This is a genomic window from Nocardia brasiliensis, assembly GCF_011801125.1.
Classification (GTDB): Bacteria; Actinomycetota; Actinomycetes; order Mycobacteriales; family Mycobacteriaceae; genus Nocardia; species Nocardia brasiliensis_C.
In genome coordinates this window covers 686987-708337 of sequence record NZ_CP046171.1, presented here as the reverse complement: position 1 = coordinate 708337, position 21351 = coordinate 686987, and the positions used below count along the sequence as shown (strand labels likewise).

At 68.1% G+C, this 21351-nt stretch carries 19 protein-coding genes; 7 read left to right on the top strand and 12 right to left on the bottom strand.

Translation table 11 applies throughout. The features are described 5' to 3' along the window. Positions 1-23 precede the first annotated feature (23 nt). Positions 24-2330, bottom strand: a complete 2307-nt coding sequence (gene purL / locus F5X71_RS03350; RefSeq protein WP_167460622.1) for a phosphoribosylformylglycinamidine synthase subunit PurL — start codon at positions 2328-2330, stop codon at positions 24-26. A 198-nt stretch (positions 2331-2528) separates the two neighbouring features. On the opposite strand from purL, the gene F5X71_RS03345 reads away from it, so the two are divergent. Further along, positions 2529-3827: a glycosyltransferase 87 family protein gene (locus F5X71_RS03345; protein ID WP_167460621.1), complete on the top strand. Its 1299-nt coding sequence runs from the start codon at positions 2529-2531 to the stop codon at positions 3825-3827. Here F5X71_RS03345 and F5X71_RS03340 read toward each other — a convergent pair. Together F5X71_RS03340 and F5X71_RS03335 are read right to left on the bottom strand one after the other, a co-directional pair. Beyond that, a complete protein-coding gene (locus F5X71_RS03340; RefSeq protein WP_167460620.1) occupies positions 3776-5074 on the bottom strand; it encodes a M18 family aminopeptidase in 1299 nt (432 codons plus the stop codon). The two genes, F5X71_RS03345 and F5X71_RS03340, sit on opposite strands and share 52 nt — an antisense overlap. Before the next feature lie 160 nt (positions 5075-5234). Next, positions 5235-5627: a hemophore-related protein gene (locus F5X71_RS03335; protein ID WP_167460619.1), complete on the bottom strand. Its 393-nt coding sequence runs from the start codon at positions 5625-5627 to the stop codon at positions 5235-5237. A gap of 417 nt (positions 5628-6044) precedes the next feature. On the opposite strand from F5X71_RS03335, the gene F5X71_RS03330 reads away from it, so the two are divergent. Beyond that, on the top strand, positions 6045-7040 hold the full coding sequence (locus tag F5X71_RS03330; protein ID WP_167466171.1) for an alpha/beta hydrolase: 996 nt from the start codon (positions 6045-6047) through the stop codon (positions 7038-7040). A gap of 815 nt (positions 7041-7855) precedes the next feature. On the opposite strand, the gene F5X71_RS37380 is transcribed toward F5X71_RS03330, so the two are convergent. After that, positions 7856-7984 (bottom strand): hypothetical protein, encoded by a 129-nt coding sequence (locus tag F5X71_RS37380; RefSeq protein WP_256656707.1) that lies wholly within the window; start codon positions 7982-7984, stop codon positions 7856-7858. Positions 7985-9168: 1184 nt separating this feature from the next. Next, complete coding sequence (locus tag F5X71_RS03325; protein ID WP_167460618.1) at positions 9169-9600, bottom strand: MarR family winged helix-turn-helix transcriptional regulator; 432 nt, start codon at positions 9598-9600, stop codon at positions 9169-9171. Between the two features lie 52 nt (positions 9601-9652). On the opposite strand from F5X71_RS03325, the gene F5X71_RS03320 reads away from it, so the two are divergent. Next, positions 9653-10729 (top strand): substrate-binding domain-containing protein, encoded by a 1077-nt coding sequence (locus F5X71_RS03320; protein WP_167460617.1) that lies wholly within the window; start codon positions 9653-9655, stop codon positions 10727-10729. Positions 10730-10742: 13 nt separating this feature from the next. Here the strand turns inward: F5X71_RS03320 and purQ are convergent, their stop codons facing one another. After that, complete coding sequence (purQ, locus tag F5X71_RS03315; protein ID WP_167460616.1) at positions 10743-11420, bottom strand: phosphoribosylformylglycinamidine synthase subunit PurQ; 678 nt, start codon at positions 11418-11420, stop codon at positions 10743-10745. Continuing rightward, a complete protein-coding gene (purS, locus tag F5X71_RS03310) occupies positions 11417-11653 on the bottom strand; it encodes a phosphoribosylformylglycinamidine synthase subunit PurS (protein WP_167460615.1) in 237 nt (78 codons plus the stop codon). Before purS ends, purQ begins: the two co-directional genes overlap by 4 nt. A 127-nt stretch (positions 11654-11780) precedes the next feature. On the opposite strand from purS, the gene F5X71_RS03305 reads away from it, so the two are divergent. Further along, entirely contained in the window at positions 11781-12425 is a 645-nt protein-coding gene (locus F5X71_RS03305) for an MBL fold metallo-hydrolase (RefSeq protein WP_167460614.1), read from the top strand. Here F5X71_RS03305 and F5X71_RS03300 read toward each other — a convergent pair. The 4 genes from F5X71_RS03300 to F5X71_RS03285 all read right to left on the bottom strand — a co-directional run bounded on the left by F5X71_RS03300 (position 12422) and on the right by F5X71_RS03285 (position 17427). Then, complete coding sequence (locus tag F5X71_RS03300; RefSeq protein WP_167460613.1) at positions 12422-13786, bottom strand: dipeptidase; 1365 nt, start codon at positions 13784-13786, stop codon at positions 12422-12424. The genes F5X71_RS03305 and F5X71_RS03300 overlap by 4 nt on opposite strands. A 109-nt stretch (positions 13787-13895) precedes the next feature. After that, positions 13896-14597, bottom strand: coding sequence for a DUF2334 domain-containing protein (locus F5X71_RS03295; protein WP_167460612.1), 702 nt, complete (start codon positions 14595-14597; stop codon positions 13896-13898). A gap of 170 nt (positions 14598-14767) precedes the next feature. Beyond that, the gene (locus F5X71_RS03290; protein WP_167460611.1) at positions 14768-16942 is read right to left on the bottom strand and encodes a S9 family peptidase; all 2175 of its coding nucleotides are present in this window, start codon (positions 16940-16942) and stop codon (positions 14768-14770) included. An 86-nt stretch (positions 16943-17028) separates the two neighbouring features. Then, the gene (locus tag F5X71_RS03285; RefSeq protein WP_167460610.1) at positions 17029-17427 is read right to left on the bottom strand and encodes a MerR family transcriptional regulator; all 399 of its coding nucleotides are present in this window, start codon (positions 17425-17427) and stop codon (positions 17029-17031) included. Between the two features lie 46 nt (positions 17428-17473). Here F5X71_RS03285 and F5X71_RS03280 point away from each other — a divergent pair, with 46 nt between their 5' ends. Together F5X71_RS03280 and F5X71_RS03275 are read left to right on the top strand one after the other, a co-directional pair. Next, positions 17474-18562: an alkene reductase gene (locus tag F5X71_RS03280; RefSeq protein ID WP_167460609.1), complete on the top strand. Its 1089-nt coding sequence runs from the start codon at positions 17474-17476 to the stop codon at positions 18560-18562. A gap of 111 nt (positions 18563-18673) precedes the next feature. Next, a complete protein-coding gene (locus F5X71_RS03275; protein ID WP_167460608.1) occupies positions 18674-19723 on the top strand; it encodes a DUF2330 domain-containing protein in 1050 nt (349 codons plus the stop codon). Between the two features lie 4 nt (positions 19724-19727). On the opposite strand, the gene F5X71_RS03270 is transcribed toward F5X71_RS03275, so the two are convergent. Beyond that, the gene (locus F5X71_RS03270; RefSeq protein ID WP_167460607.1) at positions 19728-19961 is read right to left on the bottom strand and encodes a hypothetical protein; all 234 of its coding nucleotides are present in this window, start codon (positions 19959-19961) and stop codon (positions 19728-19730) included. A gap of 178 nt (positions 19962-20139) precedes the next feature. On the opposite strand from F5X71_RS03270, the gene F5X71_RS03265 reads away from it, so the two are divergent. After that, positions 20140-21348, top strand: coding sequence for a sensor histidine kinase (locus tag F5X71_RS03265; protein ID WP_167460606.1), 1209 nt, complete (start codon positions 20140-20142; stop codon positions 21346-21348). Positions 21349-21351 lie beyond the last annotated feature (3 nt).

Sequence of the window (21351 nt, the reverse complement as noted above, 5' to 3'; positions counted from 1 at the left end):
CGCACCCCGCACCTGAATCTGGCCTAAGAATCCCGGAGAGGCGGAGCAGCCCCGAACAACTTCGGCAGCGTGCCCTCGTGCGCGGCCCGCAGCTCGTCCATGGGGACGCTGAACTGCCCCTGTACCTCAACCGAATCCGCACCCTGGTCGACCACGCCGATGCGCACCCACGGCAGTTCGCGGGCGGTGCACATCTTGGTGAACCTGGTCTCTTCCGAGCGCGGCACGGCGACGAGCACCCGGCCCGCCGATTCGGAGAACAACGCGACGAACGGATCGGCGTCCTCGGGCAGCAGGATGCGGCAACCGGTTTCGCCGGCCAGCGCGGCCTCGACGACGGCCTGGATCAGCCCGCCCTCCGAAAGATCGTGCGCGGCACTGATCATGCCGTCACGCGAACCCGCGGTGAGCACCTCGGCGAGCAGCTGCTCGCGCGCGAAGTCGACCTTCGGCGGCACACCGCCCAGGTGATCGTGCACCACCTGGGACCAGATCGAGCCGTCGAACTCGTCGTGGGTCTCGCCGAGCAGGATCAGCGTCTCCCCCGGCTCCAGGCCGAGCCCGGTCGGGATGCGCCGGTGCACGTCGTCGATCACGCCGAGCACGCCGACCACCGGGGTCGGCAGGATGGCCGTCTGGCCGGTCTGGTTGTAGAAGCTCACGTTGCCGCCGGTCACCGGAATGCCAAGTGCCACACAGCCGTCCGCAAGACCGCGCACGGCCTGCTGGAACTGCCACATCACGCCGGGGTCCTCCGGCGAACCGAAGTTGAGGCAGTTGGTGACGGCCTTGGGGGTCGCGCCGGTGGTGGCGACATTGCGGAACGCCTCGGCCAGCGCGAGCTGCGCGCCGGTGTACGGATCCAGCTTGGTGTAGCGGCCGGAGGCGTCGGTGGCCAGCGCGATACCGCGCCCGGTCTCCTCGTCGATCCGGATGACGCCCGCGTCGGCGTGCTCGGCGAGCACGGTGTTGCCGCGCACGTAGCGGTCGTACTGTTCGGTGATCCACTTGCGGCTGCACAGCTGCGGGCTGGCCAGCATCCGCAGCAGCGTGGCACGCAGTTCGTCGCCGGTCTTCGGGCGGGCCAGCTTGTCGGTGCGGTCGGCGGTCAGCGCGTCCTGCTCGTCCGGGCGCCGCACCGGCCGCTCGTACACCGGGCCCTCGTGCGCGACAGTGCGCGGCGGGACGTCGACCACGGTCTCGCCGTGCCAGGTGACGACCAACCGGTCACCGTCGGTGACCTCGCCGATCACCGTGGCCAGGGTGTCCCACTTGCGGCACACGGCCATGAACGCGTCCACGTTCTCCGGAGTCACCACCGCGCACATGCGCTCCTGCGATTCGCTGGAGAGCACCTCGGCCGGGGTCATGCCGGTGGCGCGCATCGGCACCCGGTCCAGCTCGATGTGCATGCCGCCGTCGCCCGCGGCCGCCAGTTCAGAGGTGGCGCAGGACAATCCGGCGCCGCCGAGGTCCTGGATGCCGACCACCAGCTTGGCCGCGTACAGCTCGAGACAGCACTCGATGAGCACCTTCTCGGTGAACGGGTCGCCCACCTGCACGCTCGGCAGCTTCTTGCGCCCGGTGCCCGACTCGTCACCGGAGAAGGTGTCCGAGGCGAGCACGGAGACGCCGCCGATGCCGTCGAGGCCGGTGCGCGCGCCGAACAGGATGATCTTGTTGCCGGTGCCGGAGGCGAAGGCCAGGTGCAGGTCCTCGACCCGCATCACGCCGGCGCACAGCGCGTTCACCAGCGGATTGCCCTGGTAGGACGGATCGAACACGGTCTCGCCGCCGACGTTCGGCAGGCCGAGCGAGTTGCCGTAGCCGCCGATCCCGCGCACCACACCGTCGACCACGCGCCGGGTGTCGGCCGCGTCCGCGGCGCCGAAGCGCAGCTGATCCATCACCGCGATCGGGCGCGCGCCCATCGCCATGATGTCGCGCACGATGCCGCCGACACCGGTCGCCGCACCCTGGTAGGGCTCGACGTAGGACGGGTGATTATGGCTTTCGACCTTGAAGGTGACCGCCCAGCCGTCGCCGACGTCGACCACACCCGCGTTCTCGCCGATGCCTGCCAGCATCGAGGCCCGCATCTGCTCGGTGGTGGTCTGCCCGAAGTAGCGCAGGTGCACCTTGGACGACTTGTAGGAGCAGTGCTCGCTCCACATCACCGAGTACATCGCCAGCTCGGCGTCGGTCGGCCTGCGACCGAGAATGTCCTTGATCCGGGCGTACTCGTCGTCCTTGAGACCCAGCTCTTTATAGGGTTGCGGCACATCGGGAGTTGCTGCGGCGGCGCCGACGGTGTCGACCTGCGAAGTCACGGGGTACCAGGGTCCTTTCGGGCCGGGAGCGCGAAGCTGGGGATTCGCCTGGAAGTTTAGCCGTCACCGTTCGTGGGCACCGGGCCGCATACACCTCACGCCCGGTTCGCCGCATTCCTGTGCGGCAGGTCACACGGCGACGGGCGGACCATGCGCGCCGACGCGGGTCACACCGTCCCACACAGTTACTCTTGCCCCGTGAACGAACGATCGGGGACCGCGGATTCCGCCGCGCCGGTTGTCGCGAAGGCCGAGCCGGTCGCCGAGCACGACGGGCAGGCCGCCACCGGCACCGAGCCGACTGCCCGGGTGCGCTGGCTACTGTTGGCCATCGGCCTGTTCGCCGCATCCGCGGCGCTGTCGCTGGCCGCGCACTGGTGGTACGGCTACATCGACCTACAGGTGTACCGCAACGGCGCCAAGGTGTGGCTGGACGACGGCGAACTCTACGGCCCGATGCCGCCGGTCGCCGGGATCGGACTGCCGTTCACCTATCCCCCGCTCGCCGCGCTGTTCTTCGCCCCGCTCGCGCTGATCCCGCTGTCGGTCGCCGAGGTGGTCGTGCTGACGAGTTCGCTGGCGAGCCTGGCCATCACGCTGTGGCTGGTGCTCGCGCGAATCCGGCCAGGGCTGTCCACGATCACCATGTGCACCCTGGTGATCGGCGCGGTCGCGGTGCTGCAGACCTTCGAACCGATCCGCCAGACCTTCGGTTTCGGTCAGATCAACCTGGTGCTGATGGCCGCCGTCGCGCTGGATTGCCTGGTGCGCAAGCCGTTCTGGCCGCGCGGCATGCTGATCGGCATCGCGGTGTCGGTGAAGCTCATCCCCGGCGGGTACCTGCTGTATTTCCTGCTGCGCAAGGACTGGAAGGCGGCGGGCACGCTGATCGTCTCGGCGATCGCGGCGGTGGGCGTCGGATTCCTGTTGTTCCCCAGCGATTCGACCGAGTACTGGTTCCACACCCTGGCCGACACCGGCCGGATCGGGCCGCCCTACTTCGCGGGCAACCAATCGATCAAGGGCATGACGTTCCGGCTCGGCGTGCCCGACTCGGTGGCCACCGTGCTGTGGATCGCACTGTCGCTGGTCGCGGTCGGCCTGGCCGCGATCTGGATGCGCAGGCTGATCGATGCGGGCGCCACGGTGGCCGCACTGCTGGTGAACGCGGCTGCGGTACTGCTGGTTTCGCCGGTGTCCTGGTCGCACCACTGGGTGTGGATCGCGCCCGCCGCGGTGGTGACCGCCGAACTGATCGTGCGCGGCAAGCGCTCGCCGGTGTTCCTCGGCTGCGTCGGCGTGCTGACGGTCATGTTCCTGATCGGACCGCAGTGGCTGCTGCCGCACTCCGACGACAAGGAACTCGACTGGGCGTGGTGGCAGCAGCTCATCGGCAGCAGCTATGTGCTGGCCACCCTCGCCGTCTTCGTCGTCGCGGTACTGACCTACCGCCCGGTGGCCGCGGGCGTGAGGAAGGCGGCCAGCGCCGCCGCGTAGGCCCCGACATCGGCGGCGCCCATCATTTCCCGCGCGGAGTGCATGGCCAGCTGGGGCGCGCCGACGTCGACCGTCGTCATGCCGGTGCCAGCGGCCGTCATCGGGCCGATCGTCGAACCGCAGGGTAGATCGGCGCGATGCACGTAGCGCTGCAACGGAACTCCAGCCTGCGCGCAGGCCAGCGCGAACGCGCCCGCGCCCGCCGCGTCGGTGGCGTAGCGCAGGTTCTGGTTGACCTTGAGCACCGGTCCGCCGTTCACCTCGATCCGGTGCGCGGGCTCGTGCCGCTCCGGGTAGTTCGGGTGCGTCGCGTGCGCCATGTCACCGGAGGCCACCACCGAACCAGCCAGCGCGGCAAGGTATTCGGTGCGGTCGCCGCCGCGGGCGAGCACGATCCGCTCCAGCACCCGCGGCAGCAGATCGGACTGGGCGCCGCGATCGGACTGACTGCCGACCTCCTCGTGGTCGAACATGACGAGTACCGGAATCGCGGCGCCCGGCGCGGCGACCGCGGCGAGAAAGGCCTGCAGGCCCGCATAGCAGGTGCCCTGATTGTCCAGCCGCGGCGCGGAGACCAGATCCTGGTCGCGCCCGACGATCCGGCTCGGCGCCAGATCGTGGGTCATCAGCTCCCAGCCGAGCACCTGCGCGGGGTCGAGATCGGCCCGCTCGGCGACGAATTCGACGAAGGAGCGCGGCTCCCGGCCGACGCCCCACACCGCGTTCACGTGCCGCTGCGGATCCAGCGCGACGCCCTTGCGGTCGTCGGACAGGTGAATGGCCAGCTGCGGCACCCGCAGGATCGGATCGTCGATGCGAACCAGCTTCTCGCGCACCGCATCTCCGTCGCGCACGCTCAGCCGCCCTGAGATGCCGAGTTCGCGATCCAGCCAGGAATTCAGCCAGGCACCGCCGTACGGCTCGAGGCCGACCAGTTGCCAGCCCGCCGATGCCAGATCCGGGTGCTGCTTGACCCGCAGGTTCGGGCTGTCGGTGTGCGCGCCGACCACCCGGAACGGCGTCCCCGCCGTGCCCTCGGTCGCGGCCCAGGCGATCAGCGAGCCACCGCGCACCACGAAGTGCTTACCCGGCCCGCCCGCGGGCCACGGATCGGCCTCGGCGAGCCTGGTGAAGCCATTGGCCTCCAGCTCGGTTGCCACCGTGCGGCAGACGTGGAAGGGCGAGGGCGATTCGTCGACAAACGCGCACAACCCGGTGGCCGTGGCAGCAGTTGCGGAAACGGGCATGCTTTCGATCCTAGGCACGGGTGCGCGGTGTTGATCTAGTTCCGGGGCACAGCGCCGATCGTGAGCGGGGCCGGTGGCGTCCTCGCCGAGGCGCGAACGCCGACCTGCCCACCCACTGTCCGTCGAACAGCGCGCGTGCCCAAGTGGTGCTGGCGCGAAACTACGCCTGCGGGAACGTCTTGCAGGAGGTGCTGATCTTGGTCATCCTGTCGCCCAGGTCCGGGCTCATGGAATCGAGCGGGGTCTCGACCCCGTCCTTCTTCTGCTCGGTGAACTTCTGGAACGTCTCCACGCGCACGTCGGTCGGCACGCTGTAAGCCGCCTCCAGGGCCATCTTCTGCACCGGCGAGGCGTCGAGCTTCGCGGCCATCTCCGGCGCGTCCTGATGAATCGCGGCGTCGATCTGCTTGAAGGTGCATTCCGAGCTCAGCAGCGGAGCGAGATCGTTGATCATATCCGCCGTGGCAATTCCGGTGCCGAACAGCGAAGCGCCGGCGGCGATACCGGTGATGACGAGAGAAGCGAAGGCGTAACGCGGGTTGAGCATCTTCATGAATTCACCCTTCGGAGAGCTCGATCGGATGTCGGGGCTGAATACCCCGGCGCAGATGGTACCCAAGGACTTCGGCGAAGTACCAAGTGCGTCCGATCCGCCCCGGATAAGTCCACGAATTCGCGGCCGGACATGCCGAATTGCACCCGGGATTTCCACGGCGGCGACGCGGTGACCGACCGTGCGACGAAGAACGTTGCGCCCCTTGACGGCTTCGGAAAACGACACCTGTGACAACTGACCAGTTTGTCGATGATTCTACGTAATTCGGACATTGGTTCGTGTCGCCGCATGTGCGATCCGAGCGGCGTGCTAAAAGCTTGTCCTATGAATTGGAGCGTAAACGCAGAAGCACACAACTCCCGCAGATCACGTTCCGTAGCCTCCCTCGCGGCGACCGGACTGCTCGCCTGCGCCATGACCACACTGGGTATATCGGCGGCAACGGCCGACCCAGCCACCGATGCGAAACTCGTGACCACTTCGGTTACCGCGCCGGACGGCTCTCGGATAACCGACACGGAGACCATCGACGACCGCAATATCCGACTCCAGGTTTATTCTGCGGCGATGGACAAGACCTTTCCGGTCGAAATCCAGCGCCCGGCCGATACCTCGAAACCGCGACCGAGCCTGTATCTGCTGAGCGGCGCGGGCGGCGGTATCGACATCGCCTCGTGGCAGGCGCAAAGCGATGCCCGCGCGTTCATGGCGGACAAGGACGTGAACCTGATCCTCCCGATCGGCGGAATGTTCAGTTACTACACCGACTGGATCAAGGACGATCCGGTACTCGGGCGCAACAAATGGAAGACCTACCTGACCGAAGAACTGCCCCCGATCATCGATGCGGCACTCGGCACGAATGGCGTCAACGGCATCGCGGGGATCTCGACCTCCGCCACCACCGTGCTCGCACTTCCCATCGCGAAGCCGGGCCTCTACAACGTGGCCGCCGCATACAGCGGATGCGCGCAGACCAGCGACCCGCTCGGTTCGCGATTCGTGAAATTCGTCGTCGACGGATACGGCGGCGCCAACCACGAGAACATGTGGGGACCCACCGGTTCCGAGGACTGGATCGCCAATGACCCCTACGTCAACGCTGAGGGCCTGCGCGGCACCGAACTGTACATCTCCTCGGGCAATGGCCTGCCGGGCCGTTACGACACCCTGAACGGGCCGCATACACAGCCCGGCCCGAGCGGTCTGGCCAATCAGATCATCATCGGCGGAATGATCGAGGCGGCCACCGCGCACTGCACCCAGAATCTGAAGACGAAGCTGGATTCCCTTGGCATTCCGGCCACCTTCACCATCCACCCGACCGGCACGCATTCGTGGGGCTACTGGGAGGACGAGCTGAAGCTGTCCTGGCCGACCCTCGCACGCGGCATGGGCGTCAAGGAGTAGTTCCCGACGTCCACCGGCTCGACGAAGCGGAGGACCGGGTCCGGCCTGCACACGGGCCGCCCGGTCCTCCGTTTCGTTTGCGGGACAACAGGTTTCGGGGCAGGCCAGGTTCAAGACCATAGCGGGTCGCGAGACACAGCAGGTGCCGAGACCTCGCATGCCCCGAGACACAGCGGGCTTCGATATACACAGCGGGCTTCGATGTACACAGCGGGCTTCGATGCATAGCGGCCGAGTCGTGCTCGGGCACGTGCGCACCGCCGGGCGAGGAACCGCCCCCGGCACACGGCAGGCCGACTGCGGACCGCGGCGACGTCCCCGGTAGCCGCGAAAGAGATGACTCCCCCGTACCGCCGGATGACCTGAGCTACGCCATCGAGACCATCCCGGCCGGCACATCGATCGAATGCGATCCAACGCACTTGTCTGCAGAAAAAGAAGCGTGCCGGACGCTGCAGTCGTCCGGCACGATTTCGTTCTGTGCTGACTGGATCGGTGCCCAGTCAGAGGTCGCAACTACACGACGGCGACGATGATTCCCAGAATCACGCCCAGGGCCGCCACGGCTGCACCCAAGAAACTACCAACACCGGGCAGAAGCATTGTTCCTCCTGTTTGTCGGTCGATCACTGTCGGAAAGTAGAGATGATGCCAACTGTGTGGCATGCAGTCTGTCGAACTACCTCGACGATTCGAATGTTCACCGAGGGCGCCTCGGAGTCGAGGCGATGCAGATTTCAACAGGCTCGGAGACTCCAGCTGGAAGTAGTCCGATTCCTCATGAAGCCCGGCACGATGAAGCCGGGCGGCGCCAACTAGATGACGGCGACGATGATGCCGAGAATCACGCCCAGGGCCGCCACAGCAGCACCCAAGAAACTACCAACACCGGGCAGAAGCATTGTTTCTCCTGTTTGTCGGTCGATCCATTGATTGTCGAACATCCTCGATCACACAGAATTCGGATCGAGGGCGCCTCGGACGAGAGGCGGTGGCGATCTCAGCTAGCAGTGCCGAAGGCGCTGACTAGACGACCGCGACGATGATACCCAGAATCACACCCAGGGCCGCGACAGCCGCACCCAGAAAACTACCAACACCGGGCAGAAGCATTGTTCCTCCTGTTTGTCGGTTGAACCATTTAATCGAGCAGCGGCGATCATGCCACTCTCGATTTCAGAATGTCAAACCATCTCGGCCGTAGCGGAAATCAGCCGAGGATCGCCTCGGGGAAGAGGCGGGGAGAGCTCAGCCAGCTGTGGAAGCTAGATGACCGCGATGATGATCCCGAGGATCACGGTAAGAGCCGCAATGGCAGCACCGGCCATACTTCCAACCACGGGCAGAAGCATAGTTCCTCCTGTTGTCGGTAGAGCTAGTGATCACACAGCGACGGAGTGCCGCTGCGGATTTCAGATGTCGAACTACCTCGACATTTCAAGGAACTTAGCCGAGGTCGCCTCACACCGGAGGCAGTTTCACGAACTCGGTCTGAACGGAGTGCTAGATGACCGCGATGATGATGCCGAGGATGACGGTCAGCGCGGCAATAGCGGCACCGGCCATACTTCCAACCACGGGCAGCAGCATTGTTCCTCCTGTTTGTAGGTCGATCCATGGATGACTTAGCGCACGTGATCATGCCAACTGTCACGTGGCACGTGACGATCCGACCCGGCGTGTCGGCAAATTAAACGAAGTCGCCGCGCTCCGGACTTCTTTTAAATCGAATATGCCTACTCGTTAATTATTTGGTCGGTCGTCCGACCAAATCAATACTCAACCCGCACAACCCAATCCGGCAGACGGCAGCGCGAGGCGACGGCTCGACCCCGCCGTCTGCCGTGGCAACAAAAAAAGGAAAGAAGGATGAAGTTAGTCGCCCGGCCCGCACCGATGGCGCCAGGAGGCCGGTGGGCCCCGCGGCGATGCCGCGGGGCGCGCGTGCGGCCGCGAGTATTACGCGGACGCAATGAACGGTCACTTACATGCCCACCGAACAATCGGCGCTTCGGTTCGAATTGCCCGAGACTCGCTATTGATTCCGGCCGGAATCGTTTGACGCGCGGACGAACACACCTTCACGGACAGATCGGACGTTCAGGGCAGACATCGGATGAATACGCGCTTACCCCGGGTTGACGGAAACGAGTTCCAGCAGGCGCATGAGGTCCGCGTAACGGCGCGCACCGATCCGCGCGCGCAGTTCTTGTTCCGCGCGTGCCTCTTCGGCGCGCACCGACGCGACGAGTTCCGTGCCGAGCCTGCTGAGCCCGATCAGGATCCGCCTGCGGTCGTCCTGTGCCGCGAGCCGGAAGATGAGACCGCGCTCGGCCAGGTAGTCCGCGTGCCTGGTCGCCGAGGACGGCGCCAGCTGTGACCTGGCCGCAAGCTCGCTCATCGTGATGCCGGTCTCGCTGGAGAGATTCGACAGCATCGACCACTGATCGGCCGTGAGCTGCCTGGCACACAGCGCTGCGTCCAAGTGACGCAGCCAACCGCGTTCTGCGGCACGCAGCGCACCATGCAGCGTCGAATATCCGCTTACAATGGTCGTCATTGTTATTTCCTGCCTGCCATGAATTTCGCTCGAACGAGAAGAAGAGTACCGAATGTCAGCGTTCGGCGAGAGCCCAGAGGGCACTATCGAGATCCTGAACATCGTTCCGATGCAGGGTCCGGGCGGTATCGTGGCCCCCTCGTGCGACGCGGCGATTTCGCTGGCGGTCGACGAAATCAACCGGGGCACAGGAATTCTCGGGCGCGAAATTCGTACTACGAATATCGATGGCGGCAGGCCGCCGCACGAGGTGGCCAGTGAGGTCTCGGCGCTGCTCGCGACCGGGATGGTGGACGCGATCACCGGCTGGCACACCTCCGCGGTGCGCCTCGCGGTGGCGCGGGCGACCGCGAGCCGGGTGCCCTATCTGTTCGCCACCGGGCACGAGGGGCTGGCGGACGAGCTGCCCGGTGTGCTGATGCTCGGCGAGCACCCGGCGGGACAGACACTGCCCGCCGTGCGCTGGCTGGCCCGCGAGCACGGCATTCACCGCTGGGCCATCATCGGCAACGACTACATCTGGCCGCGCGAATCGGCCAAGGCGATCCGCAACAGCCTGGCCGACCCCGAGGCCATCGTGCTCGAGCGGTTCGTGCCGCTCGGCTCGCCCGATTTCGGCGACTTCCTCTCCCATCCCGCGCTCGATCGGGCCCAGGGCGTGATGATCCTGATGGTCGGCGCCGACGTGTCCCGATTCAACCGGCAGTTCGCGGCGACCGGGCGCGCGGCATCGCAATTGCGGATCAGTCCGGCGGCCGACGAGAACGTCTTGCTGGCGGCCGGTGCGGCCGCCAATCACAACTTCTATGTAGCGTCGAGCTTCTTCATCGACGAGCATTCACCCGACGGGCGCGACCGGGTGGCCCGCTATCGCAGGCGCCACGGCGAATTCGCCCCCGCGCTGACCAGTTTCAGCAATATGACCTACGAGGCCATTCACACGCTCGCCGGCCTCGCGCACGCGGTCGGCACGTTGCGCGTGCCGGAAGTCCTCGGCGCGCTGGACCACGGGATCATTCTGGACACCCCGGGCGGCCAGCGCGCCTTTCAAGGCAATCAGGCGATCCAGCACGGCTATATCGCCCGTGCCGACGGCGTCGAATTCGACATCGTCGACCGGATCACCTGAACGCTGCGGCCGATCAGGCCGAGACGAGGGTGTCCAGCACCGAGAGGAACAGGCCGAGCCCGTCGTCGCTCGGGCCGGTGAGCGGCTCGGTCGCGTGCTCGGGGTGCGGCATCAGGCCGACGATGCGGCCGTCCGCCGAGGCGATGCCCGCGATGCCGCGCTGCGACCCGTTCGGGTTGTCGCCCGCGTAACGGAAGACCACCCGGCCCTCGCCCTCCAGCTCGTCGAGCACGGCGGTGGAGGCCTGGTAGCGGCCCTCGCCCGACTTGAGCGGAATCAAGATCTGGGCACCCACCTCGTAGCGCGAGGTCCACACGGTCGACGCCGACTCCACCCGCAACCACTCGTCACGGCAGATGAAGTGCAGGCCTTCGTTGCGGGTCAGCGCGCCGGGCAGCAGACCGGCCTCGCACAGCACCTGAAAACCGTTGCAGATTCCCAGCACCGGCAGGCCGGACCGGGCCGCACGCACGACCTCGCCCATCACCGGGGCGAACCGGGCGATCGCGCCGGCCCGCAGGTAGTCACCGTAGGAGAAGCCGCCGGGCACGACGACCGCGTCGACCTGCTTCAGATCGGCGTCGGCATGCCAGAGGCTGACCGCCTCGGCGCCGGCCAGCCGCACCGCGCGGGCCGCGTCGACATCATCGAGCGTGCCCGGAAAGGTGATGACTCCGATGCGCGCCGTCATGGCAGGCGAACCACCTTCCACTCCTCGATCACCGTGTTGCACAGCAGCGATTCGGCGATCTGCGCCAGCTCCGCGTCGCCGACATTGTCGTCGACGTCGAGCTCGAATCGCTTGCCCTGCCGTACATCCGAGATGCCCTCGAATCCCAGGCGCGGGAGTGCACCGACGATGGCCTGTCCCTGGGGGTCCAGGATCTCGGCCTTCGGCATCACCTCGACCACGACTCGTGCCACGCGTTGCTCCTCAAGTGGGGTGGGGGGTTACCTCAGCAGCGTAGTTGTGCTGGTTGCCCGCGGCATCTCCGGGGTCGGCCAAATCGCGGGCACCGTCCGCGCGCCGCACCGCGCATAACATGGCGCCATGCGCATAGCTCACTTCGGCCACTCCTGCCTACTCGTCGAGCTGCACGGCAAGCGGGTGCTTTTCGATCCCGGCACCTTCTCGCACGGCTTCGAGGGCCTCACCGGCCTGGACGCGATCGCGATCACCCACCAGCACCCCGACCACATCGACCCGAACCGGATCGAGGCGCTGATCGAGGCCAATCCGGGCGCGCGGCTGTTCGCCGATCCGCAGACCGCACAGCAGCGCGGCGAGCCGTGGCAGGCGGTGCACGCGGGCAACGTGCTCACCCTCGGCGAGCTGCGGATCACCGGTGGCGGCGGCAGGCACGCGGTGATCCATCCGGAGCTGCCCGTGGTCGACAACACCGTCTACCAGCTGGGCACTCCGGACGATCCGGCGCAGCTGGTGCATCCGGGTGACTCGCTGTGGGTGCCGCCGGTCCCCGTCGGCGTGCTCGCGCTGCCCGCCGCCGCACCGTGGATGCGGATCAGCGAGGCGGTGGACTACCTGCGTGCGGTCCGGCCGCGCACCGCGCTGCCCATCCACTACGGCATCATCGAGCAGGCCGCGCAGGGCATCTATTTCGGCAGGCTGTCCGAAATGGGGCCTGCCGAAACAGAATTCACCGTGATCGAGCCCGAAGACCAGCGCGAGTTCTAACGCGCCCGCGCGGCGTAGTCGAGCAGGAACAACGCCTCGGCCAACGCCATGTGCTCGATCTCGCCGGGGTCGACGCTCTCGTTGGGCGCGTGGATCAGCGCCTTCGGCTCCTCGACGCCGAGCAGCATGATCTCGGCGTCCGGGTAGGTCTCGGCGAAGACGTTGCACAGCGGTATCGACCCACCCTGCCCCTGGGTCGTCGTGGCACGGCCGTAGGAGGCCGCCAGCGCCGCCGCCATCGCCTCGCGCGCAGGCCCGCCGCTGTTCGACCGGAACGCGCCGCCGACGCCTTCCAGCTCGATGGTGAGCTTCGCGTGCCATGGGGTGTTCGCCTCGAGGTGCGCGACGAGCGCCTTGTGCGCCTGATCCGGATCGGTGCCGGGCGGGATGCGCAGGTTGAGCCGGGCGCGGGCGGCGGGCTGGACGGCGGCGGCCGACCCGACCACGGGCGGCGCGTCGATGCCGAGCACGGTCAACGCGGGCCGGGCCCACAGCATGTCGGAGACCGTGCCGTCACCGGTGCGTTCGACACCGGGCAAAAGGCCGGCGTCGCTGCGGAACTGGTCCTCCGGATACTGCACGCCGGTCCAGCTCTGGTCGTTCGTCAGACCCGCGACGGTGGTGTTGCCGTGCTCGTCGCGCAGCGAGGCGAGCAGGTGGATCAGCGCCGCGAGCGCGTCCGGCGCCGCGCCGCCGTACATGCCGGAATGCAGCGGCCCCGAGAGGGTTTCGACGGTCACCACGACATTGACGTTGCCGCGCAACGTCTCGGTCAGTGTCGGCACGCCCGCCGCGAAGTTGCCGCAGTCACCGATCACGATCGCGTCGGCACGCAGCAGGTCCGGGTTGGCCTCGACGAACCGCTCCAGCCCGCCGGTGCCCTGCTCCTCGGAGCCCTCGGCGACCACCGTGATACCGAGCGGCAGTTCGGCCCCCACCGCGCGCAACGCGGTCAAGTGCATGACGATGTTGCCCTTGCAGTCGGCGCTGCCACGGCCGTACCAGCGGCCGTCGCGCTCGGTGAGCTCCCAGACCGGCGAGTCCCAAGCGGCGCTGTCCAGCGGCGGCTGGACGTCGTAGTGGCAGTACAGCAGCACGGTCGGCGCGCCATCGGGTGCGGGGCGCGAGGCGATCACCGCCTTGCTGCCGTCCGGTGTCTCGTGCAGGCCCACCCTGGTCAGTCCCACGGCCGCGAACGCGTCGGCCACCCACTGGGCGGCACGGTCGCACTCCGCCGGCGGGAACTGCCTGGGATCGGCCACCGATTGGAACGAGACCAGTTGTGTCAGATCGGTTTTCGCCTGTGGCATCAGCGCGGCAACGGCCGCGCGCAGTTCGGCGATTCGAGAGTCGTCGGTCACCCGTCCACTCTGGCACGAACGCACCAGCGCGCCGAGGGAAATATCGCGCGACTACCGATTCGTGTCGATGATCGCCCGGCACCGCGCACCGAGCGCGGCGTGCGGTGTGTCAGGCCGCACGCGCGATCGCGGGCGACTCCCACCGATAGACCGCGCCCGCCGCGCCGTGGAACAGCGCGAGATCGACGGCGTCCAGCATTGCCTGCCGCGGGCCGGAGCGCTGCAGCTGCGCGGCCGAGACCGCAAGGCGCAGTAGCCCGCCGCGACGTGCGGTGCGCGCGGCGCCCATCACCAGCGCGCGACACCACCACGGCTCGGCGCGAAAGCCCTCGCCGATGCCGTACACCCGCGCCTTCTGCGCCACGTTGGTTTCCAGATCGAGCAGCGAGGTCAGGCCGAGGGCGACCCGGAAGCCGACCTCGGGCAGCGCCTCGACGGCACCGGCCGAGGCATCCCAGCGCGGGGCGGCGAACAGTCGGGTGCGCAGCTCCACCTGCTCGAGCACCCGGTCCGCCGCGGTGAGCCGCAACTTCGCCTCGTGCCGAGGCAACGTCGCGAATTCGGCCCTGCGGCGCTTCGTTGCCGCCTGGTCGTAGCCGTGCAGCACGATGGCGTCGCCGCGGGCCCGGCGCCCACGCAGCCAGGCCTGCGTCGCGGGATCATCGACCAGGCGGTACTTGCCCTTCAGCCGGGGCGCCACGAGCAGCGACAGCGGCACGCCGCGCTGGTCCATCGCGGCGGCGAACTCGATCGCCGCGTCCCGGGTGGTGTCCCTGATACCGGAGATCGAGACGATCAGCTCAGCGTTCATGCACCCACGATGCCCGCGGCAGATGTCCACGGCGTGCAGGCCCGGTGACCGCGCGACGAACAGCATCGGGCCAGGTCGCGACCCACGGTGCGGTGTATTCCGGCAACCTACGGTGCGTGCGATTCGGCGGACCGCGGTGCGGTGCGCTCCGGCGAGCGCACCGCGTCGGCTCACGCGTCGGCGAGACCGACCCGGTCCAGCACCCACGCGTACTCGAAGGCGACTTCCTTCCACTTCTCGTACCGGCCGCTGACACCGCCGTGGCCCGCGCTCATCTCCGTCTTGAGCAGCAGCTGGGCGTCGCCGGTCTTGGTGGCCCTGAGCTTGGCCACCCACTTGGCCGGTTCCACGTAGAGCACCCTGGTGTCGTTGATGCTGGTGATGGCGAGAATGGCCGGGTAGTTCTTGGCCTCGATGTTCTCGTAGGGCGCGTAGGACTTCATGTAGTCGTAGACGTCCTTGTCCGCCAACGGATTACCCCACTCGTCCCATTCGATGACGGTGAGTGGCAACGACGGATCCAGGATCGAGGTGAGCGGGTCGACGAACGGGACGTTGGCCAGGATGCCCGCGAACAACTCCGGCGCCAGGTTCGCCACCGCACCCATCAGCAGGCCGCCCGCGCTACCGCCGTCGGCGATCAGCCGATCCGCCGCGGTGACGCCGGTGTCGATCAAATGCTGTGCGCACGAGACGAAATCGGTGAAGGTGTTCTTCTTGGTCAGGGTCTTGCCGTGCTCGTACCAAAGCCTGCCCATCTCGCCGCCACCCCGCACATGCGCGACCGCGAACACCATGCCGCGATCCAGCAGCGACAGGCGCGAGACCGAGAAGGACGGGTCCATGCTCGCCTCGTAGGAGCCGTACCCGTAGAGCAGCAACGGCTTCGGCGCGTCGAGCGGGACGCCGCGCTTGTAGACCAGCGAGATCGGGATCCGAGTACCGTCCGCGGCCACGGCCCACGCACGGTGCTGCTCATAGTCGTTCGCGTCGTAGCCGCCGAGCACCGGCTGCTCCTTGCGCAGCAGCAGCTCGCCGGTGGCAGGCACGTAGTCGAACACCTGCACCGGCGTGATGAACGAGCTCAGCCCGATGCGCAAGGTCGGTTGCGCCCATTCGGGATTGGCGCCCGCGCCGACAGAGAACAGCTCGAGGTCGAAGTCGAGTTCCTTGCGCTCGCCGTAGCCCTGCGCGGTGAGCGGCCAGACCGCCACCCGGGTCAGCGCCTCGCGCCGGTAGCTCAGCACCAGATGATCGGCGAACGCGTCGATGTCCTCGAGCCGCACGTCGTCACGGTGCCCGATCAGCAGGGTCTGATTCGACGGGTCGGCCACCGGGGCGTCGGCGAGCACGAAGTTCTCCGCCTTCACCCCGTCCACGACGTCGTTGTGCAGGATCAGGAAACGGTCCTCGCCGGCCACCACCGCGTGCTCGGCCGAGTACTCGACCCCCTCGCGGCGGGGCAGGATCACCCGGAACTCGCCCTCGGGGTTGTCGGACTCGAGCACCCAGCCCTCGGTGGTGATCTTGGAGCCGACCCAGATCATCAGGAACTTCTCCGAGCGGGTCGAGACCACGCTCACCCAGTACCGCTCGTCCGGCTCGTGGAACACCTTGACGTCGGCGTCGGGCGCGGTGCCGAGCCGGTGCCGCCACACGGTGTCGGGCCGCCACGACTCGTCGACCGTTTGATAGAAGACGTGCGTGCCGTCCAGCGACCAGGTCGCGCCGGGCGCTGTCTCAGCGACCTCGTCGGGCAGCAGCTCGCCGGTGCGCAAATCCTTGAAGCGCAGCACATATCGCTCGTCGCCGTTGGTGTCCACGGAGTAGGCGAGCAGGTTGCCGTCGTGGCTGATCGAGTACGCGCCGAGCGCGAAGAAGTCGTGGCCCTCGGCGAGCACGTTGCTGTCCAGCAAGATCTGCTCGCCCGGCACCTCGACGCCGGCCTCCAGCCGCGGCGGGGTCCACGCGTCGATGCCGTCGGCGTCCGCGGCGATCGCACACCGGCAGTGCACGCCGTACTGCTTGCCCTCGAAACTGCGCGAGTAGTACCAGTAGTCGCCCATCCGGGTCGGCACCGAGAGATCGGTCTCCTGGGTGCGCGACTTGATCTCGTCGAAGAGGCGCTCGCGCAACCCGGCCAGATGCGCGGTCTGCGCCTCGGTGTAGGCGTTCTCGGCTTCGAGGTAGGAGATGACCTCGGGATTGTCCTTGTCCCGCAGCCATTCGTACTCGTCGACGAACACGTCGCCGTGGTGCACGCGTTCGGTGGGCACCGTCTTCGCGATCGGCGCGGCCACCCCGCCCAGGTCTGAGATCGTTCCGGTACCACTGTCGAGAGCCATGCGCTCCACCGTAGTGGCGCGCGGCCCCGCGGTCCCGGCAGGACCCGAACTCCCCGCTGATCAGCGGGCACACTCCGGCCTTCCGGTCAGAGGTCCGATGTTCTCCCGGCGCGCCGCGGCGCTGCGGCGTGGTCGGCCGCGGCATGGATGACGCCGTCGAGGACCTGCTGGGTGCTCTGCAGATCGCGCAACGCCTGCTCGATCCGGCGGCGTTCCTCGGTGAGCCGCTCCAACAGCAACGGAGTGGCCGACGCGTTGGGAGTGCCGTCCACGTCGTTGATGCACGGCAGCAGTTCGCCGATGGTGTCGCTGTGCAGTCCGGCCGCGAACATCTCCTGAATGCGGCGCACGCGCTCGACGGCCGCGGGCGGGTACTCACGCTGTCCACCGGAGGTCCGGTCGGCGGCGAGCAGCCCCTTGGTCTCGTAGTACCGCAGCGACCGGACGCTGACGCCGGTCTGCTCGGCCAATTCTCCGATGCGCACAATCGCTCCTTGACCTGACATTGATGTCAGGTTTTACGGTACAGGCATGAGGCTGCTGACCGAATACCGCACTCCGAAACTCGTCACTCCCAACCGCATCGTCATGGCCCCGATGACCCGGCTGCGCTCGCAACCCGACGGCGCGCCGACCCAGGACGTCGTCGACTACTACGCCCAGCGCGCGACCGCCGGGCTGATCGTCACCGAGGGCCTGTGGCCGCACTCGACCGGCCAGAGCGAGGCGTGGTCACCGGGGCTGCAGACGGACCGGCACGTGGCGGCCTGGCGGGAGGTCACCTCGGCCGTGCACGCCGCGGGCGGGCGGATCTTCGCCCAGCTCATGCATGGTGGTCGCAAGGGGCATCCGCTCGCCCGCATCGATGGCTCCTGGCCGGCGGGACCGTCGGCCGTGCTCGACGCGGACCGGGTGCACCTGATCGCGGGCGGCAAGGCCGACCCCATCACCCCCGCCGCCTACGACCGTGCCGGAATCACCGCCGCGATCGAACAGCACGCCGTCGCCGCCCGCAACGCGATCGAGGCGGGCTTCGACGGCGTCGAAATCCACGGCGCCAACAGCTATCTCATCCACCAGTTCCTGGCCGACAACACCAACCTGCGCACCGACGAGTTCGGCGGCTCGCACGCCAATCGCATGCGGGTGCCGCTGGCCATCGTCGACGCGGTGGCGGGCGAGATCGGCGCGCACCGCACCGGGATCCGGCTCTCCCCGGGCAATCCGCAGTTCAACATGGTCGAGGCCGATCCAGGGCCGCTCTATCGCGCGCTGGTCACCGAGCTCGACCGGCGCGACCTGGCCTACCTGCACCTGATCGACAACGACGACTATCCGGCGCTGACCGACCTGCGGCCGCGCTGGCACGGCACCCTCATCGCCAACATCGGCGAGAACCGCGCACCCACCTCGGCCGCGGGCGCGGAGGATGTCCTCGCGCGCGGGCTCGCCGACCTGGTGTCGTTCGGTCGCGCGTTCATCGCCAATCCCGATCTGGTGCACCGCATTACGCACGACCTGCCGCTCGCCACGGTGCGCGAGGAACTGCTCTACGGCCGCACCGCGGCGGGTTACAGCGACTATCCGCCCTATGCCGCGAGCGTGGCGCACAGCGCCTGAGCGTCGACCGACATCGTCGGTACGCTCAGCCGTATCGGCGCGCCGCGAGAATGAAACGGCGTGTCGCCCGGTCGAATCGGCGTGTCCGCGCCGTGTCGTAGGGTTGCGCGTATGCGTATCGCCGTTGCCTGCCGAGTGGCTGTCGCCGCGACGATACTGTCCGCGGTGGCGGGACTCGGCGCGGCGAGCCCGGCGGCGGCAGCCCCCGCGGCGCTCGCGGTACCGGCGGGACGGCAGGCGCAGATCGCCGAGGAAGCCGCGCTGCTCGGCTGGGACGGCCGGCGCGAGACCCTCGTGCTGGACCTGAATCTGTTGGCGGACACCGACAATGCGGTACTCGTCGTGCCGACGCCGAGCCGGGCCACCATGGAACCGGTCGCCGGGAACACCTTCGTCGACTTGAACCGGCTGACCCTGCCGCAGATCGTCACCGAGCGACGGTGGTTCGCCGCCGATCCGCCGACCGGCGCCGCCGACAGGCCGCACGAGACGGAGCCGGACCAACCGACGGGGCCGTTCGAGACGTTCCATTTCACCGGCACCCAACTCGCCGACCTGCGAACGTGGCTGGCCGCGACCGGCTACACGCTGCGGCCGGAGACGAATACGACCCTGGACGCCTACGGGAGGGACGGCTGGTCCTTCGTCGCGATCCGGCTCACCCGGCCCGCTTCACCGACGGGGCCGTCCTCGCTGACCGGACGGATCGATCCGATCCGGTTGAGCTTCGCGACCGAACATCCCGTCTACCCCATGCGCATCTCCGGTCCCGCGGACACACCGCAGCGGGTGCGGCTGTACCTGCTGAGCGCCCACCGCATGACACGCTCGGATGCCGCCGCCACCGCGCAGAGCGTCGAGGTCGAGTTCGCCGGACGGCTCGCCGACACCGCGAGCCCGACGTTCACGGGCATGGCCGAGGGCGGACGGAACTATCTGACGAAGCTGTCGGTCGCGATCCCGGACCCCTCGACCGGTTCGACCGACTTCACCTTCGCCACCGCGCCCACCGACGACGAGGTCCGCGGGCGGCTCACCGTCGTCGAATCCGTGGAATTCCTCGGCCTGCCCGCCGGTCCGGTCGTGCTCGCGCCCGCGGTGGCGGCCGCGGCCCTGGTGGTGTTCGCGCTGTTCCGCACGCTGCGCCGCCAACCGAACTAGCGGATCAGCAGTCCAGCACCTTGGCCCTGCCCTGCGCCCGGCCCACGAGGACCGCACTGGCCGCCGCCAGCACCAGCAGGGCGGCCAGCTCGCCGCCCCAGCCGCCCGGCACCCAGTCGAACAGGCCCCACAGCTGCGATTTCCGGTGATCGACCAGAAGCCGGATGGCCGCTTGCGCCGATGCGATCAGCACGACCATGCCGACGATCTGCAAGCCGATCCACACGTTCTTGGCCACCACGAGATCCCTTCACCGTTGTCCGGGCCGGACCGCGTCCGGCACCGGTCCCCATGGTCGGCCACCCACCCGGTTGCCCGCATCGGCCATCGGTCGGTCCTCGATTCATCCTTTGGTCGTTCGTGATTCGCCCTGCAGAGCGATGCGCGCGCCCCGGCCCGCCGCCTAAAGTCGCGTCATGACCAGCGTTGTTCCGCCGTCGGCGTCACCGTTGCGGTGGTGGTCGCAGGCTTGGCGGCTGGTGGTGGTGACGCTGATCGGCATACTGGCTTGGAGCACCGTCCAGGGCGAGATGGCCCCGCTCGACACGATGCAGCTGGCCTGGTTCCACGTGGCCGACCCGGCGCTCGGCGTGGTCTGCGTCCTGCTCACGCTGTTGCGGCGCAGATACCCGGTCACCATCGCGGCGATCGTGCTGGTGCTGGCCACCGTCTCGGTGGCGGCGAACGGAGCGGTCGCGCTCGTGCTGTGCTCGCTGGCCACCCGCAGGCGCTATCCCGAGACGATCGCGATATCGATCGTCTGCATCGGCACCGGCCTGTTCACCGACAACCTCTTCTATCCGAAACAGCAGGCCGACCCGCCGACCTGGTACGGCGCGATGGTGCTCACGGCGACCGTCGCCACCATCGTCGCGATCGGCATCGCGGTAGGCGCCCGGCGAGATCTGTTGTGGTCGCTGCGTTCCCGCGCCGAAACCGCCGAACGTGAGCAGCATGCCCGCGCCGCCGAGGCGCGCCTGCTGGAACGCAATCGCATCGCACGGGAGATGCACGACGTACTGGCGCACCGGATCTCGGTCGTGGCGATGCACGCGGGCGCGCTCGGCTTCCGCACCGATCTGACCAGGGAGCAGACCGCCGCGACGGCGAAAACCATTGCCGAGAACGCTCATCTGGCCCTGCAGGAGTTGCGCGAGGTGCTCGGCGTGCTGCGCGCGGACACCGCCACGGCCGACGACACCCCGGAACCGCCCCAGCCGACCTCGGCCGACCTGGCGCGACTCGTCACCGAAGCCCGTGCGCTCGGCATGGACGTCACGCTCACCGACACCACCACCGCCGAGCTGCCCGCGACCAGCGCACGAACCACGTATCGCATTGCCCAGGAGGGATTGACCAACGCGCGCAAGCACTCCCCCGGTGCCCCGGTGCGCGTGCGCATCGACGGCGGTCCCGGCGCCGACCTGACCTTGATCGTCCGCAACTCCGCCGCCCGCGGGCCGGGGCTGTCGATCCCGTCCTCCGGGTACGGCCTGCTCGGACTCACCGAGCGCGCCGAATTGGTCGGCGGCACCCTTGATTACGGGCCCGACCAGGCCGGCGGCTTCCGGCTGCGCGCGGTGCTGCCCTGGCCTGCCGCCGCGCCTACCGGCGATCGACGGTGATGC

Bases quoted from the DNA above. Each gene is read 5' to 3' on its own strand.
- F5X71_RS03290 (WP_167460611.1), bottom strand. From the start codon at position 16,942: ATGGCTCTCGACAGTGGTACCGGAACGATCTCAGACCTGGGCGGGGTG.
- F5X71_RS03320 (WP_167460617.1), top strand. From the start codon at position 9,653: ATGTCAGCGTTCGGCGAGAGCCCAGAGGGCACTATCGAGATCCTGAAC.
- F5X71_RS03265 (WP_167460606.1), top strand. From the start codon at position 20,140: ATGACCAGCGTTGTTCCGCCGTCGGCGTCACCGTTGCGGTGGTGGTCG.
- F5X71_RS03295 (WP_167460612.1), bottom strand. From the start codon at position 14,597: ATGAACGCTGAGCTGATCGTCTCGATCTCCGGTATCAGGGACACCACC.
- F5X71_RS03305 (WP_167460614.1), top strand. From the start codon at position 11,781: ATGCGCATAGCTCACTTCGGCCACTCCTGCCTACTCGTCGAGCTGCAC.
- purQ (WP_167460616.1), bottom strand. From the start codon at position 11,420: ATGACGGCGCGCATCGGAGTCATCACCTTTCCGGGCACGCTCGATGAT.
- F5X71_RS03335 (WP_167460619.1), bottom strand. From the start codon at position 5,627: ATGAAGATGCTCAACCCGCGTTACGCCTTCGCTTCTCTCGTCATCACC.
- F5X71_RS03325 (WP_167460618.1), bottom strand. From the start codon at position 9,600: ATGACGACCATTGTAAGCGGATATTCGACGCTGCATGGTGCGCTGCGT.
- F5X71_RS03330 (WP_167466171.1), top strand. From the start codon at position 6,045: ATGACCACACTGGGTATATCGGCGGCAACGGCCGACCCAGCCACCGAT.
- F5X71_RS03280 (WP_167460609.1), top strand. From the start codon at position 17,474: ATGAGGCTGCTGACCGAATACCGCACTCCGAAACTCGTCACTCCCAAC.
- F5X71_RS37380 (WP_256656707.1), bottom strand. From the start codon at position 7,984: ATGTTCGACAATCAATGGATCGACCGACAAACAGGAGAAACAATGCTT.
- F5X71_RS03275 (WP_167460608.1), top strand. From the start codon at position 18,674: ATGCGTATCGCCGTTGCCTGCCGAGTGGCTGTCGCCGCGACGATACTG.
- F5X71_RS03340 (WP_167460620.1), bottom strand. From the start codon at position 5,074: ATGCCCGTTTCCGCAACTGCTGCCACGGCCACCGGGTTGTGCGCGTTT.